Source organism: uncultured Dokdonia sp., assembly GCF_947496725.1.
Lineage (GTDB): Bacteria > Bacteroidota > Bacteroidia > Flavobacteriales > Flavobacteriaceae > Dokdonia.
This window is the reverse complement of record NZ_CANMDS010000002.1, coordinates 224,767-238,140: the sequence shown is the minus strand read 5'-3', so window position 1 is coordinate 238,140 and position 13,374 is coordinate 224,767. Positions and strand designations below refer to the sequence as shown.

At 38.8% G+C, this 13,374-nt stretch carries 17 protein-coding genes; 11 read left to right on the top strand and 6 right to left on the bottom strand.

Annotation, left to right across the window (positions count from 1 at the left end; all coding sequences use genetic code 11):
* Positions 1–44 precede the first annotated feature (44 nt).
* From Q0948_RS04920 to Q0948_RS04900, 5 genes are all read left to right on the top strand, one after another.
* Positions 45–986 carry a ribose-phosphate pyrophosphokinase gene (locus tag Q0948_RS04920; protein ID WP_038597861.1) on the top strand — a complete coding sequence of 314 codons (942 nt, stop codon included), beginning with the start codon at positions 45–47 and terminating at the stop codon, positions 984–986.
* A 29-nt stretch (positions 987–1,015) separates the two neighbouring features.
* The gene (locus Q0948_RS04915; RefSeq protein WP_298349361.1) at positions 1,016–1,639 is read left to right on the top strand and encodes a 50S ribosomal protein L25/general stress protein Ctc; all 624 of its coding nucleotides are present in this window, start codon (positions 1,016–1,018) and stop codon (positions 1,637–1,639) included.
* 128 nt (positions 1,640–1,767) lie between these two features.
* Positions 1,768–2,397, top strand: coding sequence for an aminoacyl-tRNA hydrolase (gene pth / locus Q0948_RS04910; protein ID WP_298349358.1), 630 nt, complete (start codon positions 1,768–1,770; stop codon positions 2,395–2,397).
* Between the two features lie 2 nt (positions 2,398–2,399).
* Positions 2,400–3,353 (top strand): bifunctional riboflavin kinase/FAD synthetase, encoded by a 954-nt coding sequence (locus Q0948_RS04905; protein WP_298349355.1) that lies wholly within the window; start codon positions 2,400–2,402, stop codon positions 3,351–3,353.
* 3 nt (positions 3,354–3,356) lie between these two features.
* Positions 3,357–4,781, top strand: coding sequence for an HTTM domain-containing protein (locus tag Q0948_RS04900; RefSeq protein WP_298349353.1), 1,425 nt, complete (start codon positions 3,357–3,359; stop codon positions 4,779–4,781).
* Here Q0948_RS04900 and Q0948_RS04895 read toward each other — a convergent pair.
* From Q0948_RS04895 to Q0948_RS04875, 5 genes are all read right to left on the bottom strand, one after another.
* Positions 4,711–5,334 carry a glutaredoxin domain-containing protein gene (locus Q0948_RS04895; protein WP_298349350.1) on the bottom strand — a complete coding sequence of 208 codons (624 nt, stop codon included), beginning with the start codon at positions 5,332–5,334 and terminating at the stop codon, positions 4,711–4,713. The two genes, Q0948_RS04900 and Q0948_RS04895, sit on opposite strands and share 71 nt — an antisense overlap.
* Before the next feature lie 133 nt (positions 5,335–5,467).
* The gene (locus Q0948_RS04890; protein ID WP_298349348.1) at positions 5,468–6,145 is read right to left on the bottom strand and encodes a hypothetical protein; all 678 of its coding nucleotides are present in this window, start codon (positions 6,143–6,145) and stop codon (positions 5,468–5,470) included.
* Between the two features lie 63 nt (positions 6,146–6,208).
* Positions 6,209–6,742: a DUF6705 family protein gene (locus tag Q0948_RS04885; protein WP_298349346.1), complete on the bottom strand. Its 534-nt coding sequence runs from the start codon at positions 6,740–6,742 to the stop codon at positions 6,209–6,211.
* A 24-nt stretch (positions 6,743–6,766) separates the two neighbouring features.
* Complete coding sequence (locus Q0948_RS04880) at positions 6,767–7,369, bottom strand: DUF6705 family protein (protein ID WP_298349344.1); 603 nt, start codon at positions 7,367–7,369, stop codon at positions 6,767–6,769.
* The gene (locus tag Q0948_RS04875; RefSeq protein ID WP_298349342.1) at positions 7,356–7,979 is read right to left on the bottom strand and encodes a hypothetical protein; all 624 of its coding nucleotides are present in this window, start codon (positions 7,977–7,979) and stop codon (positions 7,356–7,358) included. The genes Q0948_RS04880 and Q0948_RS04875 overlap by 14 nt, the downstream gene beginning before the upstream one ends.
* A 252-nt stretch (positions 7,980–8,231) precedes the next feature.
* Here Q0948_RS04875 and serS point away from each other — a divergent pair, with 252 nt between their 5' ends.
* Together serS and Q0948_RS14925 are read left to right on the top strand one after the other, a co-directional pair.
* Entirely contained in the window at positions 8,232–9,503 is a 1,272-nt protein-coding gene (gene serS / locus Q0948_RS04870) for a serine--tRNA ligase (protein WP_298349340.1), read from the top strand.
* A 34-nt stretch (positions 9,504–9,537) separates the two neighbouring features.
* On the top strand, positions 9,538–9,843 hold the full coding sequence (locus Q0948_RS14925) for a hypothetical protein (protein WP_363317804.1): 306 nt from the start codon (positions 9,538–9,540) through the stop codon (positions 9,841–9,843).
* Positions 9,844–9,928: 85 nt separating this feature from the next.
* Here Q0948_RS14925 and Q0948_RS14920 read toward each other — a convergent pair whose 3' ends face one another.
* Entirely contained in the window at positions 9,929–10,036 is a 108-nt protein-coding gene (locus Q0948_RS14920; RefSeq protein WP_363317805.1) for a hypothetical protein, read from the bottom strand.
* On the opposite strand from Q0948_RS14920, the gene Q0948_RS04865 reads away from it, so the two are divergent.
* The 4 genes from Q0948_RS04865 to rsmA are packed head-to-tail and all read left to right on the top strand — an operon-like array spanning position 9,998 to position 13,304.
* Positions 9,998–11,425, top strand: a complete 1,428-nt coding sequence (locus Q0948_RS04865) for a tetratricopeptide repeat protein (RefSeq protein ID WP_366941186.1) — start codon at positions 9,998–10,000, stop codon at positions 11,423–11,425. The two genes, Q0948_RS14920 and Q0948_RS04865, sit on opposite strands and share 39 nt — an antisense overlap.
* A gap of 1 nt (position 11,426) precedes the next feature.
* Positions 11,427–12,080 carry a hypothetical protein gene (locus tag Q0948_RS04860; RefSeq protein ID WP_298349335.1) on the top strand — a complete coding sequence of 218 codons (654 nt, stop codon included), beginning with the start codon at positions 11,427–11,429 and terminating at the stop codon, positions 12,078–12,080.
* Positions 12,080–12,388 (top strand): DUF4286 family protein, encoded by a 309-nt coding sequence (locus Q0948_RS04855; RefSeq protein ID WP_298349332.1) that lies wholly within the window; start codon positions 12,080–12,082, stop codon positions 12,386–12,388. Before Q0948_RS04860 ends, Q0948_RS04855 begins: the two co-directional genes overlap by 1 nt.
* Before the next feature lie 49 nt (positions 12,389–12,437).
* Positions 12,438–13,304, top strand: a complete 867-nt coding sequence (gene rsmA / locus Q0948_RS04850) for a 16S rRNA (adenine(1518)-N(6)/adenine(1519)-N(6))-dimethyltransferase RsmA (protein WP_298349329.1) — start codon at positions 12,438–12,440, stop codon at positions 13,302–13,304.
* Positions 13,305–13,374 lie beyond the last annotated feature (70 nt).

Here is a 13,374-nt window from a genome sequence, read left to right as displayed (position 1 = left end):
TTGCACCTCCTTAGAGGAAACATAACAACCGTAACTCATTATAAATGACTGCTACCGCACCGCAACCGAAGATTTTTGCTTGTCAACAAAGCAAGCCACTGGCTGAAAAGATTGCAAAAGCTTTTGGGCAACCATTAGGAAACGTAATCACATCAACATATAGCGACGGTGAGTTTCAGCCTTCTTTTGAAGAGTCTGTACGTGGATCACGTGTGTTTATTATAGGGAGTACGATGCCATCATCAGATAATATGATGGAAATGTTATTGATGCTAGATGCTGCAAAGCGTGCAAGTGCAAGACACATTACTGCCGTGATACCTTATTTTGGGTGGGCGCGACAAGATCGTAAGGATAAGCCACGTGTGCCTATTGCTGCAAAGCTTATGGCAAGCCTACTAGAAACAGCAGGTGCTACACGTATTATCACAATGGATTTACACGCAGATCAAATACAAGGATTTTTTGAGAAGCCAGTAGATCATCTATTTGCAAGTACAATTTTCCTTCCTTATTTAAAGGGGTTAGGATTAGAAAATCTTACCATCGCATCTCCAGATATGGGAGGTAGTAAGAGAGCTTATGCATATAGTAAAGCAATGGAGAGTGACGTAGTTATTTGTTACAAGCAACGTGCAAAGGCAAATGTTATCTCACATATGGAGCTTATAGGTAGTGTAGAAGGACAGCACGTAGTACTTGTAGATGATATGGTAGATACTGCCGGAACACTTACAAAAGCTGCAGACCTAATGATGGAAAAAGGAGCATTAAGCGTACGTGCAATATGTACACACGCCATCTTAAGTGGTAACGCTTATGATAAAATAGAAAATAGTCAACTGGCAGAATTGATCGTAACAGATTCAATCCCGAGAGACCATAAAAGTGATAAGGTAAAGGTATTAACTTGCGCCCCACTTTTTGCAGATGTAATGCACCGTGTTAACAGTAACACGAGTATCGCATCTAAGTTTATTATGTAATATATTTTTTTAACTATAATTATTTAACAATGAAATCAGTTTCGATCCAAGGATCTAAAAGAGAAAGCGTAGGCAAGAAAGCTACAAAAGCCTTACGTAATGCTGGACTGGTACCTTGCGTAGTATACGGAGGGGACGAGCCATTACATTTCAGCGCACCAGAACTAGCGTTTAAAAATTTGGTTTACACTCCAGACGCGCACACTGTAGAGATAGAGCTAGACGGTGTAACCGTACAAGCTATCTTACAAGACATACAGTTTCACCCGGTAACTGATCGTATCTTACACATAGACTTCTACCAGATTTTTGAAGGTAAAGAAGTAACTATGAACATCCCAGTACACTTTACAGGTAACTCTAAAGGTGTTCGTAATGGTGGTGTTTTACGTAAAACAAACCGTGTACTACGTGTGAAAGCACTTCCTAAAGATCTTCCAGATTTTCTTGAGGCAGATATTACTGAACTTAAAATTGGAAGTAAATTATACATAGGAGAACTTCCACAAGAGAACCTTACACTTATGCACCCAGACAACACAGTTGTATGTCAAGTGAGAACTTCACGTACTGCCGTTGTTGACGATGAGGATGAGGATGAGGATGATGTTCCATCAACAGAAACAGATGACGCTGCTGCAGTTGCAGAATAAGCAAAGCCTGTTATATTTATACAAAAGCATCTCGTTCTTCGAGATGCTTTTTTTATTTTTATACATTAGTGACTATCGGTATCCCATAACAAAGCGATTACCTTGTCATTGCTATTAAACTCCTAACTATGCTCGCTTTTTTTGGAAGACTTTTTAATAAATCTAAAGAAGATGAAGCAGCAGTAGACCCTATGAAAAAATTTCTCATCGTTGGTTTGGGTAACATTGGTCCCAAATATGAAAACACACGTCACAATATAGGTTTTAAAGTAGTAGACGCTTTCGCGAAAGCGCAAGAAACCACCTTTGAAACCGAAAAGCTAGGTGACATCGCGCGCACTAGAGTAAAAGGTAAAACAGTAATACTGCTGAAGCCTAATACCTTTATGAATCTAAGCGGTAAAGCCATACGTTACTGGCTACAACAAGAAAAAGTCCCTGTAGAAAACCTACTAGTTATCACAGATGATCTTAACCTAGAGTTTGGAACCATACGTGTAAAAACCAAAGGCTCAGACGGAGGACACAACGGTCTTAAGGATACGCAAGCACAGCTCAATACCACTAAGTATAATAGATTCCGTTTTGGGATAAGTGATCAGTTTTCAAAAGGGAGGCAGGTAGATTATGTGCTAGGTGAGTGGACGGCAGATGAGAACGCAGCACTACCAGAACGACTAGATAAAGCCAGCGAGGTCATAGCCTCGTTTGTAAAAGCTGGGATAAATAATACAATGAACGCCTACAACGGAAAATAGTAGTGAAAACTCATAACAGCGCACATACATTTACCTCTCAAAAAGGAACCGTGGTGACTATAGGCACCTTTGATGGCTTGCACCTAGGTCACAGAAAGATTATAAACAGAATTAATGAGAGCGCCCGCGCAAACGGCTGGGAGTCGTGCGTACTTACTTTTTTTCCGCACCCGCGTATGGTGTTACAAAAAGACACCTCGCTCAAGCTTATAAACACCATTGCAGAGCGTGAGCAACTGCTTGAGAGTTTAGACCTTGATCACCTGGTAATACACCCTTTTACACTAGATTTCTCTCGTTATCACGCAGAGACTTTTGTAGAAGAAATACTGGTAAACAGTCTTAATGCAAAAAAAGTGATTATAGGGTATGACCACCGTTTTGGCCGTAATCGTAATGCAAATATTGAAGATCTAAAGCGTTTTGGAAAAACGCTGGGCTTTGAGGTAGAGGAAATCTCAAAGCAAGAACTAGAAGATGTAGCCATAAGCTCTACTAAGGTGCGCAAGGCACTAGTAAGTGGTAATGTTGCACTGGCAAATAGTTATCTCAGTGCGCCTTTTATGCTTAATGGAGTTGTGGTAAAAGGTAAAAGCCTAGGTAGAACCATAGGCTACCCCACTGCAAACCTAGAAATAGCCGAAGATTATAAACTCATCCCTGCACAAGGCGTTTATGTCGTAAAAGCAATCATAAACGGTAAGCCAGTATTCGGGATGATGAATATAGGTACAAACCCTACGGTAGGAGGAGAGAAGCAAACTATAGAGACCTACTTCTTTGATTTTGATGAAGACCTTTATGGGCAACAGCTGGAGATACAACTACTAGAACGTATAAGAGAAGAAAAAACCTTTGACACTATAGATGAACTTGTCGCAGCGATGAAAACTGACGAAGCGTTTTCTCGTAACTACATAGCATCACTAGAAGAATCAAATTCTCAAAACGCTTAACAAATGGGAATTAACAAGCTACTCTTTACAAGAATAGATAACAGCGCACTCATCGTTTTTAGAGTGTTTTTTGGTTTTCTTATTACTTGTGAGGCTTGGGGAGCACTCATTACTGGCTGGGTACGTCGCATACTTGTTGCACCAGATTTTACATTTAACTTCATAGGCTTTGACTTTTTACAAACCTTCCCTGGCCCTGGACCACAAATGTATGCTTGGTTTGGGTTAATGGGCATTTTTGGGGTGATGGTAATGCTAGGCTTTAAGTATCGTGTGGCGATTGTAGGCTATGCGATTATGTGGAGCACGGTATATTTTATGCAAAAAACCGCATATAATAACCACTACTACCTCTTGATGTTATTGCTCTGGATTATGGCTATACTGCCTGCGCACAGATCTTTCTCACTAGATGCACGCTTTCGCGAAAGCGTAAGAGACCTCTCTATGCCACGATGGGTCACACTATTTATAATATTACAGCTGTGGATTGTCTATACCTACGCCTCTATTGCCAAAATATATCCTGACTGGCTAGATGCTACGGTGCCAGAAATATTAATGCGCGGTAAGAAAGATTACTGGCTCGTGGGTGGTGTATTGCAACAAAAGTGGACACACTGGGTGATTGCCTACGTAGGAATCCTTTTTGACGGATTAATTATCCCAGCATTGCTTTGGAAAAAGACGCGTAAGTGGGCATTTTTTATCTCTATTTTCTTTCATCTCTTTAACTCGTTTGTCTTTCAAATTGGGATTTTCCCATATATGTCACTGGCGTTTACCGTGTTCTTTTTTGAGCCAAAAACCATACACCGTATTTTCTTAAAAAGGTGGAAACCTTATTATGACAACACAAGTGGCGAGGTTATACTACCTAAGTATAAAGGAGTTCTTCTAGCGGTGTTTGCCGTGTATTTTATCTTTCAAGTAGGTTTGCCACTGCGCCAGCATTTTATACCAGATAATGTTCTGTGGAGCGAGGAGGGACATCGCTTGAGCTGGCGTATGATGCTACGTTCTAAAAGCGGTACAGTAAAGTTTACGATAGAAGACAAGGCAACAGGAAAACGTACTCCGCTAGACCACAAAGAATATCTTACTAAAAACCAACAGCGCAACATACGTTCTAAGCCAGATGTGATTTGGCAATTTGCACAGCATATAAAACGTCTTAAAGCTACTCAAGGAGAAGATGTGGCTATCTATGTGCGCTGTAGAGTGCGTATTAATGGACGCCGTTCTAAATTATTGATTGATCCCAAGGTAGATATTGCGAGCGTGAGCTGGCAATGGTTTGAGCATAATAGCTGGGTGCTAGAAAGTGAGGATTATCTCAACGACAAACCATTTTTTCCTAATGTAGGCTCTTTAGAAAAGCAGGAAGATCTTCGTGACTCCACGAGAGTTCGCCCTCCACTAAGATAACAGGAGTGTTAATCGTACCAGTTACACCTTGTGCCTCTAGCAGGTCCCACATTAATTTATGGTTCTTTTTATTGTCTGTTATATTGAGAAGCTTAAATGGCACATTATTATCTAGTAAATATGCGGTAGATCGCTGGCAGCGAGGGCAATATGTATTATCAAAAATCACAATACCTGTATTAATCTTTGAGAGATCTCTTAATACTTTGCCTTTCGTTCTGGCAGCAATGACCTCTTTTCTGACCTGTTGTTCTTTGATGTTAGGCACTTCCTTCCAGCTCGTGCTATATTTGTAATTGTAAGCGCCTGCGATGGTAAATGATGCAAGTGTAGTTGTAGTGCTAGGAGCAACCTTTTTTGTGATAGGTCTGGTATAGCCGCGCAACCCTTTTCGCTGCGTGAGTGTAAGTGTTACCTCTTGTGTTATAGCAGAGTTATTTGTGCAAATAAATACTAGCTTTTGACCCTGCTCTGTTGCTTCTATTTTTACAGGTTGGTTTTGAGCGGTTGTAAACGTAGTGGTAATGAGGAGTAGTACTAGTGTTAATTTCATTTGAGTCTTTTTTATAAAAATAATTCTAAAACCGCTCTGGGGGAGCGGTTTTAGAATTATAGTCTACTTAATTTATCTCAGAGCTTGGTAAAGTTGCTATGATTTTTTTCATATTTTTTCTAAAATTAGGACTCTATTCTACTTTTTTCCAAGTTATTCCAGACCTCCTTGAAGTCAAATACATTTTACTATTTGAAAAATCAAGAGTATCTCTAGCTTCTATAAATGGGAGTCCTTTGGTTAGTTTATTGGCTAGATATATGTCAATAAAGTGCTGACCATTGTTTTTTACGCTCACATATAAATTATGATAACCAGGATGTGAAATTTCAAAAACTAGGTATTTTTCCGAATTTTCTAACTCAAATAAACACTTTCCGAGATGATCTGCCACTTTACCACTTTTCCTTCCTGCAAGAATTACGTTTGTCAAAGGAATATATTCCAATGTTTCTTGATCCCTAATAGATATTGCAATAAATGTAGAATCATTTTGGGTTATTCTATTTTGACGATCTTTATAGTAGCCTAATAGCACAGGTTTATTGTTATAATTAACTATTAAGAGTTCATCTTCGGTAAACGTATATTTACCTACACTTATTTGTTTAATACCCAGACTACTTCCCTTTTCTCTCGTAAATGATCCGTTCGTTTCAAATATCAAAAGGTCATTCGAGTGACCATCTATTAATGCGTTGTATGTTGAGGAAAGTTTCTCCTGTGCAAACGCTCCTGAACTACCAAGTGTAAATAGAATAATTATGTTAACAACCTTTATCCAGCGCATCTTCGTTATTAGTTCTCTCATTAATAGTGATTTGTTCTATCTCTGTGGTGGTCGCTAGATGAAAAATAGATTTTAAATTATTTCTTACTGCTTAGTCAATGTCATCTCTGTTGGTAATGACCACTCACCTGTGTAGTTTGTATAAATTTTAACACCTTCACTAGTATAAAAAGATACCTCTGCTTCTGTAGGGGATGTTAGTATAAATTTACCTATTCTCACTCTATTACTTGCCGCATCTTTAATAACTAATCCATAAGCGGTTGGACTTTCATAATACAGGCTAAAGTCATTATCCATACCAGCGGTAATTGTTGTTCTTTCAGAAATTATAACGCCATTATTAATGTACTTATATTTGCCATTTAGGGCATCATAAAATGTGTTACTCTTAATTGGATGAGATACCATTTCAAATTTCTCAAAAGTTACTTCAAATGAGCTTGAGCCGTCTGTATATAACCATTCTCCTTCAAGTTGAGTTAGATCATTATTTATATCCTTTACGTAGTAATTGTTATCAGGCCAATCAAGAACACTAGTTCCTAATGGGAATATTTCTTGAGCTGTTAGCGTAGAAGTTATTGAAGCCAGTATTATGATTAAAAAATTTTTCATTTATCTGTCTTGAAAACACATTTGTTATTGCAACGTCATAATGTAGGTTTGATACGGTATTCTAGGAATTAAATCTTGGTCACTCCCCTCGCCATAGGTAAGATAATGCCGCATTTCTAATTTTTCAACCCCATTTTCTTGAAAACGTCTTAATACAGATGAACTTCTAAGATTACGTTTTTCTGGATCAATCCAGAAAAGCATCAATCTTCTATCATCCGGCTGGCAATTACCGCAAGGTGGTCTGTGGTAATTTGCCATTAATAAATTACCTGATACATAATGCTTATGTCCGATAATTGTTGGATCGTCAAGTAAAGGGAGGTAATCCATTATAGTTTGACCATCTTCAACATATTTATATTCTCCTACGATTAAATCTTCGCTAGTCGTTTCAAAAGAATTTGTAATATTCTCTTTTTTTAGTAGTCTAATGGTTAGTGTTTTGGTGCCATCAGTCCATTCCCACACTCCTTCAAAATTATCTAAATCATTATCTAGGTCTTTAAAATATGAACCGTCAGGAGCATCTGGATCTGCCTGCCACAAGGGCGTAATTTGTGCTTTACAGCTTAATGCTAAGCAAGCAAATGCAATGATATATGAGAGGTGTTTACCAATATCCATAATTGAGATTTCCTATTTTAAACCAGTCGTTATCTTTGTACACATATAACGCGCATTGGCTCGTAATTCCAGATAGATTTGAGTTGTAATCAGACCACTGTACAAATGCTATTTGCTTAGATGGATTTCTATATACTCCTGTAATCAGTCTATAAACCTTAGCCTCTATATTTTCTGCATCATAATCGAGTAAAAGATCTGATTCTAACATAGCCTTTATTTCAGAATTTAATGGAGTTGCAACCACTTTATCAGACGCAAAAAATTCTAAATCTTTATTAGTAAGAATGTCATTATACTTAATATAATTGTTTCTTAGAACACAAGGAACAGCACTGCTAGAGTCTTTGTATTTTGTAAGCACTTCTTTGCAAAGACTATCGGATTTACGGAACTTCTCTAAGTTTCCTTTGTATTCGCCCAAACAAACTTTTTTGAATTTTCTCTCTGTTGAGTAAACTAATGGGGTGTCTTTATAATTTGCCTGATAATCTTTAATGACCTTTTCAAAAATCTTGAGCGCGTTTTTATCTTCTGCTTTTCTTTCTACTTGGCAAGATGACAGTATTATAAGTAATAAAAGATAAGTTAAGGTCCTTAGTATATTCACAAGACTCGTTTGTAGAAGTGAGTCACTATAAACCCACCTAAAATATGAGGAGTAAAAAGTACTGCTCGGTTTTTTGATTGATGAATGACTGCAAAATTACAACCACTCGCGGCTACAATTTTACGGATTTCCGTAAAACGGGCGATATTTTTTAAAATTTCTCTAGCAGCTTGTAAAAACTAGGTGGTGGCTTTCCTTTTACTTGCAGGCATTTCCTTAAATTTACCCTTTCGTTTTTAAAACCCATTTACTATGCTAGAAGTAGCACACATTAGAGAAAACAAAGAAGCTTTCGCGAAAGCGTTATCTAAAAGGAACATAGACGCCGCAACCTTGCTAGATCAAGTAATTGCTGCAGATGAGTTACGTCGTAATTCCCAGTCACAGTTAGATGAAGTACTTGCAGATAGTAATAAGTTTTCTAAGGAAATTGGGATGCTTTTTAAGAGCGGAGAAGCTCAAAAGGCAAATCTCTTAAAGGAGAAAACAGCCGGTCTCAAAGAGCAGTCTAAAACACTACAGGAGCAGCTTAATGCGGCTACAGAAGAGCTTCAAAATTTACTATATCAACTACCTAACGTGCCTCACGATAGCGTACCAGAAGGTAATAGTGATGAGGATAATGAGGAGATCTTTAGAGAAGGAGACATCCCAGTACTACACGATGCGGCGCTACCACACTGGGAGCTTGCAAAAAAGTATGACATTATAGACTTTGAGCTAGGTACAAAAATTACGGGAGCAGGTTTTCCGGTATATAAGGGTAAGGGAGCTCGCTTACAGCGCGCGCTTATCTCTTATTTTTTAGATAAAAATACAGCCGCAGGCTACACAGAGTACCAGGTGCCACACCTTGTAAATGAGGCTTCTGGTTTTGGTACAGGGCAACTTCCAGATAAGGAAGGGCAAATGTATCACGTGACAGAAGACGACTTATATTTAATCCCTACGGCAGAGGTGCCGGTGACTAATATGTTCCGTGGTGATTTGCGCAGTCATAGTGAGTTACCTATTACTTGTACTGGGTACACACCTTGTTTTAGAAGAGAGGCAGGATCTTATGGAGCGCACGTACGTGGGCTTAACAGGTTGCACCAGTTTGATAAAGTAGAGATTGTGCGTATCGAGCACCCAGATAAGAGTGCTGCTGCGCTAGACGGGATGGTAGATCACGTAAAGACAATTTTGCAAGAACTAGAATTGCCATACAGAATCTTGCGTCTTTGTGGTGGTGATCTTGGGTTTACCAGTCACCTTACGTATGATTTTGAACTCTTTAGTACAGCACAAGATCGCTGGCTAGAGATAAGCTCTGTGTCTAACTTTTTGACCTTTCAGGCAAATCGTTTAAAACTTCGTTTTAAAGACCAAGATGGACAAAACAAGCTTGCACACACACTTAACGGTAGTGCCCTTGCATTACCACGTGTACTCGCAGGGATTTTAGAAAATTGCCAAACTCCAGAAGGGATAAAAATCCCTAAGGCACTTGTGCCGTACTGTGGTTTTGATATGATAGATTAAAAAAAATCACTTCCCACGCAAAGCCATTTCTTTAATGAGAAGGAGTGTAGCCTTTGTAATGGAACACTATTATAATATAGAAACGTGCTGCAGCAATGCTATGGCACGTTTTTCGTTATCTTTAGGCTATGAAGAAGAGTTTGTTACTACAAGTTGTTATGTTGTTGCTGGTTTCCGCTTTCGCGAAAGCGCAATCAGAACAGCTAGCGCGCAATTATGCAGACCAAGGCGAGTATCAAAAAGCCATTATCTCTTACAAAAAAGCCCTAGTAAAACAACGCGGAAACAGTGTGCTACTCGCTGGCCTCATAAAAAGTTACCAGCAACTAGAGCAGTATAATAAAGCCGAAGAGGTGATAAGTCAAAATCTTAAAACCACGAGAGATAAAGGGTTTTTACTTGTAGAGTTAGGTTATAACCACCAGTTACAAGCGCAAGACTCTATAGCCAGAAGTTATTATGATCAGGTAATTGAAGGTGTGGCACAGGGTACAATGAATCCTTATCGCGCCGCTCGCACCTTGCAACAGCATAGCTTGCTAGAAGAAGCCGTGCGTACTTATGAGGTGGGTATGGAGAGTAACCCTAATTCAAATTTTAATATACAGCTAGCAAAACTATATGGGGAGCTAGGCGAAGTGCAAAAGATGTTTGATGCCTATCTCAACCTTATAAATAGAAGCGGGAAGTATGTGCAGGTGGCACAACGCAATTTCTCAATTTATATAAATGATGACCCGCTTAATGATGCAAATATCATTTTTAGAAAAACACTACTCAAGCGATTACAGTCTGAGCAAAACGTACTTTATAATGATTTGCTTAGTTGGCTATTTATCCAGCAAAAGCAGTATAACAAAGCCTTTGCTCAAGAAAAAGCTATTTACCGCCGAACAGACGGTAGGTACGAAGGTTTAGAAAATCTTGCAGATATTGCGATAGAAGAAGGCGAGCTAGAAGATGCTAGAGAGATTTTACTGTTTTTAAAAGAAAACATCGCAAATGAAGATGTAAAGCTAGAAGCCGAACAAAAACTTATAAAGATAGACATCGCTAGTGCTAGCACTGCAGATGCGCAAGAAGCTATAAAAAACAGGTATGAAGCAATTCTTGATGAGTATGGTCAAACACCATTTACCATACCGCTACAGATAGATTATGCGCATTATTTAGCTTTTAATATGGAGCAGCCAGATGCCGCGATTACGTATCTCAAAAAATCACTTAAGTCACCGTTAAGAAGATTTGATGAAGCGCGACTCAAGATGGAGCTTGCAGATGTACTCGTGCTCAAAGAGAAGTTTAACCAGGCACTTATCTATTACTCACAGATCCAGAACAAGATTAAAAACAATGTCATCTCACAAGAGGCACGATTTAAAGTGGCACAGACGAGTTACTATAAAGCAGATTTTGACTGGGCAGAGGCGCAGCTCAATGTGCTTAAAGCGGGAGCCACACAACTCATTGCAAATGATGCCCTAGAGTTGCTACTCGTAATACGAGATAACTCTATGGATGATAGCTTGCAAACGGCGCTCAAAAAGTATGCTACGGCAAGCCTGCGTGCATATCAAAACAAGACCGAAGAGGCTATCACGCTATATGATGATATACTAGAGGTTCATAAGGGAGAAAAGATAGAAGACGAGGCACTACTATCTCAAGCAAAACTTCTTGAAGCTAAGAAAGATTTCAAAAAAGCCGAAAAAAACTACCTCACAATCATAGAATATTATAGCGATGGCGTACTGGCAGATGATGCTTATTATCGTCTAGCAAGATTATACGAAGGACCGCTCAATGAGCCAGAAAAGGCAAAAAATAATTATGAGCGCATCATTTTTGACCTTGCAGACAGTATCTATTATGTAGAGGCACAGAAGCGATTTAGGAATTTGAGAGGAGATGCAATAAATTGACATGGCAAAGAAGAAAAAAATAGACTGGCTCAACCATTTTCTGGAATTTATTGTGGTTGTCATTGGTATTTTGCTTGCTTTTCAGCTCAATACGTGTTCTCAAGCAAAGAAAGAGGGGGAGCTTGTTGATAGACACATTGAGAGTATAATTGATGAAACTGTTTACAATCAGAATAACGTAAAGAGGAGTTTAAAGTCTTCTAATGCTATGCTAGCGCTAGTAGATACTCTAGCTGTAGTTGTAAATGATAAACAACGCCTTAAAGGTGAGTACTGGCTAAGTTTTAAGTTACTTGCGGCAGATTATCTTTATATTAAAAAGAATGCTTACAATACACTTATGGCTACTGGCGACGTTAGATTTATAGAAAATCCAGTACTTCAAAATGATATTGTAGGTATTTATGAATATTATGGCTGGGCAGAGGGAGTAGATGAACAGAGCCGGAGTACAATGACAGAGTATTATTATCCTTATCTGATAGATTATTCAAATATGACTTCGGATACACTGGAAAACCCAGCTCCTTATGAGACTCAGAAATTTAAGAATATTCTAGCTTCATATGGATACGCTTTAAGAGAACGAATTAAAAAACAAGAGGATCTTGATAATGTAATTCAAGAATTTTTAGAAAAATATAAAAAGAACTAATGCTTATATACAACGTTACCATAAACATAGAAGAGTCTGTTGAGAAAGAATGGCTTACCTGGATGCAAGAAGTACACATACCAGAAGTGATTGCAACCGGAAAGTTTGAAAAAGCACTTATGACAAAAGTACGCGCCGAAGAGGAAATGGGCGGAGTCACATACTCTGTACAATATGGTTGCCCGAGCCAGCAGCACCTTGATGCCTACTATGCAGAAGATCAAGAAAGAATGCAAGCGTCTATTAACAAGTTTGCGGGTAAATTTGTCGCTTTTAGAACAGAGCTCGAGGTAATCTCGCAGCACTAGTTTTCAGGCAAGGAAATACAAGTAACACCTACTCACTAGCTCCACTACGATGTCAAAACAACAAAAGAAGAGAAAATTTGAAAAGCCGCACGCAAACCGTGGTCATCGCGATCAAGGGGTGAAGGCAAAAAAGCACTTGGGGCAACACTTCTTAGGTGACGAGTCTGTGGCAAGAGATATTGGGGACACGCTCACATTAGAAGGGTATAAACACATCTTAGAGATAGGACCTGGTACGGGAGTACTCACCAAGTATATTCTAGCAAAACCAGCACAACTCACGGTGATGGATCTAGATACCGAGTCTATTGAGTATTTAAGAAGTTCGTTTACGCTAGAGCATAAGCTCAATGATGAGAAGTTTACCGTACTAGAAGCCGATTTTTTAAAGTACGACCTAGACACTATTTACCCTGGAGAGCCACTAGCAATTACGGGAAACTTTCCATATAACATTAGTACGCAAATAGTTTTTAAAACTATTGAGCATAAAGAGCGCATCCCAGAGTTTACGGGAATGTTTCAAAAAGAAGTTGCCGCACGCATTTGTGCAGATCACGGGAGCAAGACCTACGGCATTTTATCTGTACTGGCACAAGCATTTTATGATGCAGAATACTTATTTACAGTACCTCCTACCGTTTTTATTCCGCCACCTAAAGTAGATAGTGGAGTTTTACGCTTAAAGCGAAAAGAAAACTTTAAAGACATAGGTTGCACAGAAGAGATGTTATTTAAGGTCGTAAAAATGGCATTTCAGCAGCGCCGAAAGACGTTGAGAAACAGTCTTAAGGGTATGGGGTTAAGTGACCGCTTTCGCGAAAGCGAAATTCTTAATAAACGCCCAGAGCAAATCTCTGTACAAGGCTTTATAGAACTTACAGCAGCAATCACAAAAGATATACAAGAGCAGTAAAATCTCTAGGCATTGTAATTACTCTGCGCAAGGGGTTTTCCTATATTTGTACTACTAGTAAAAACAAACC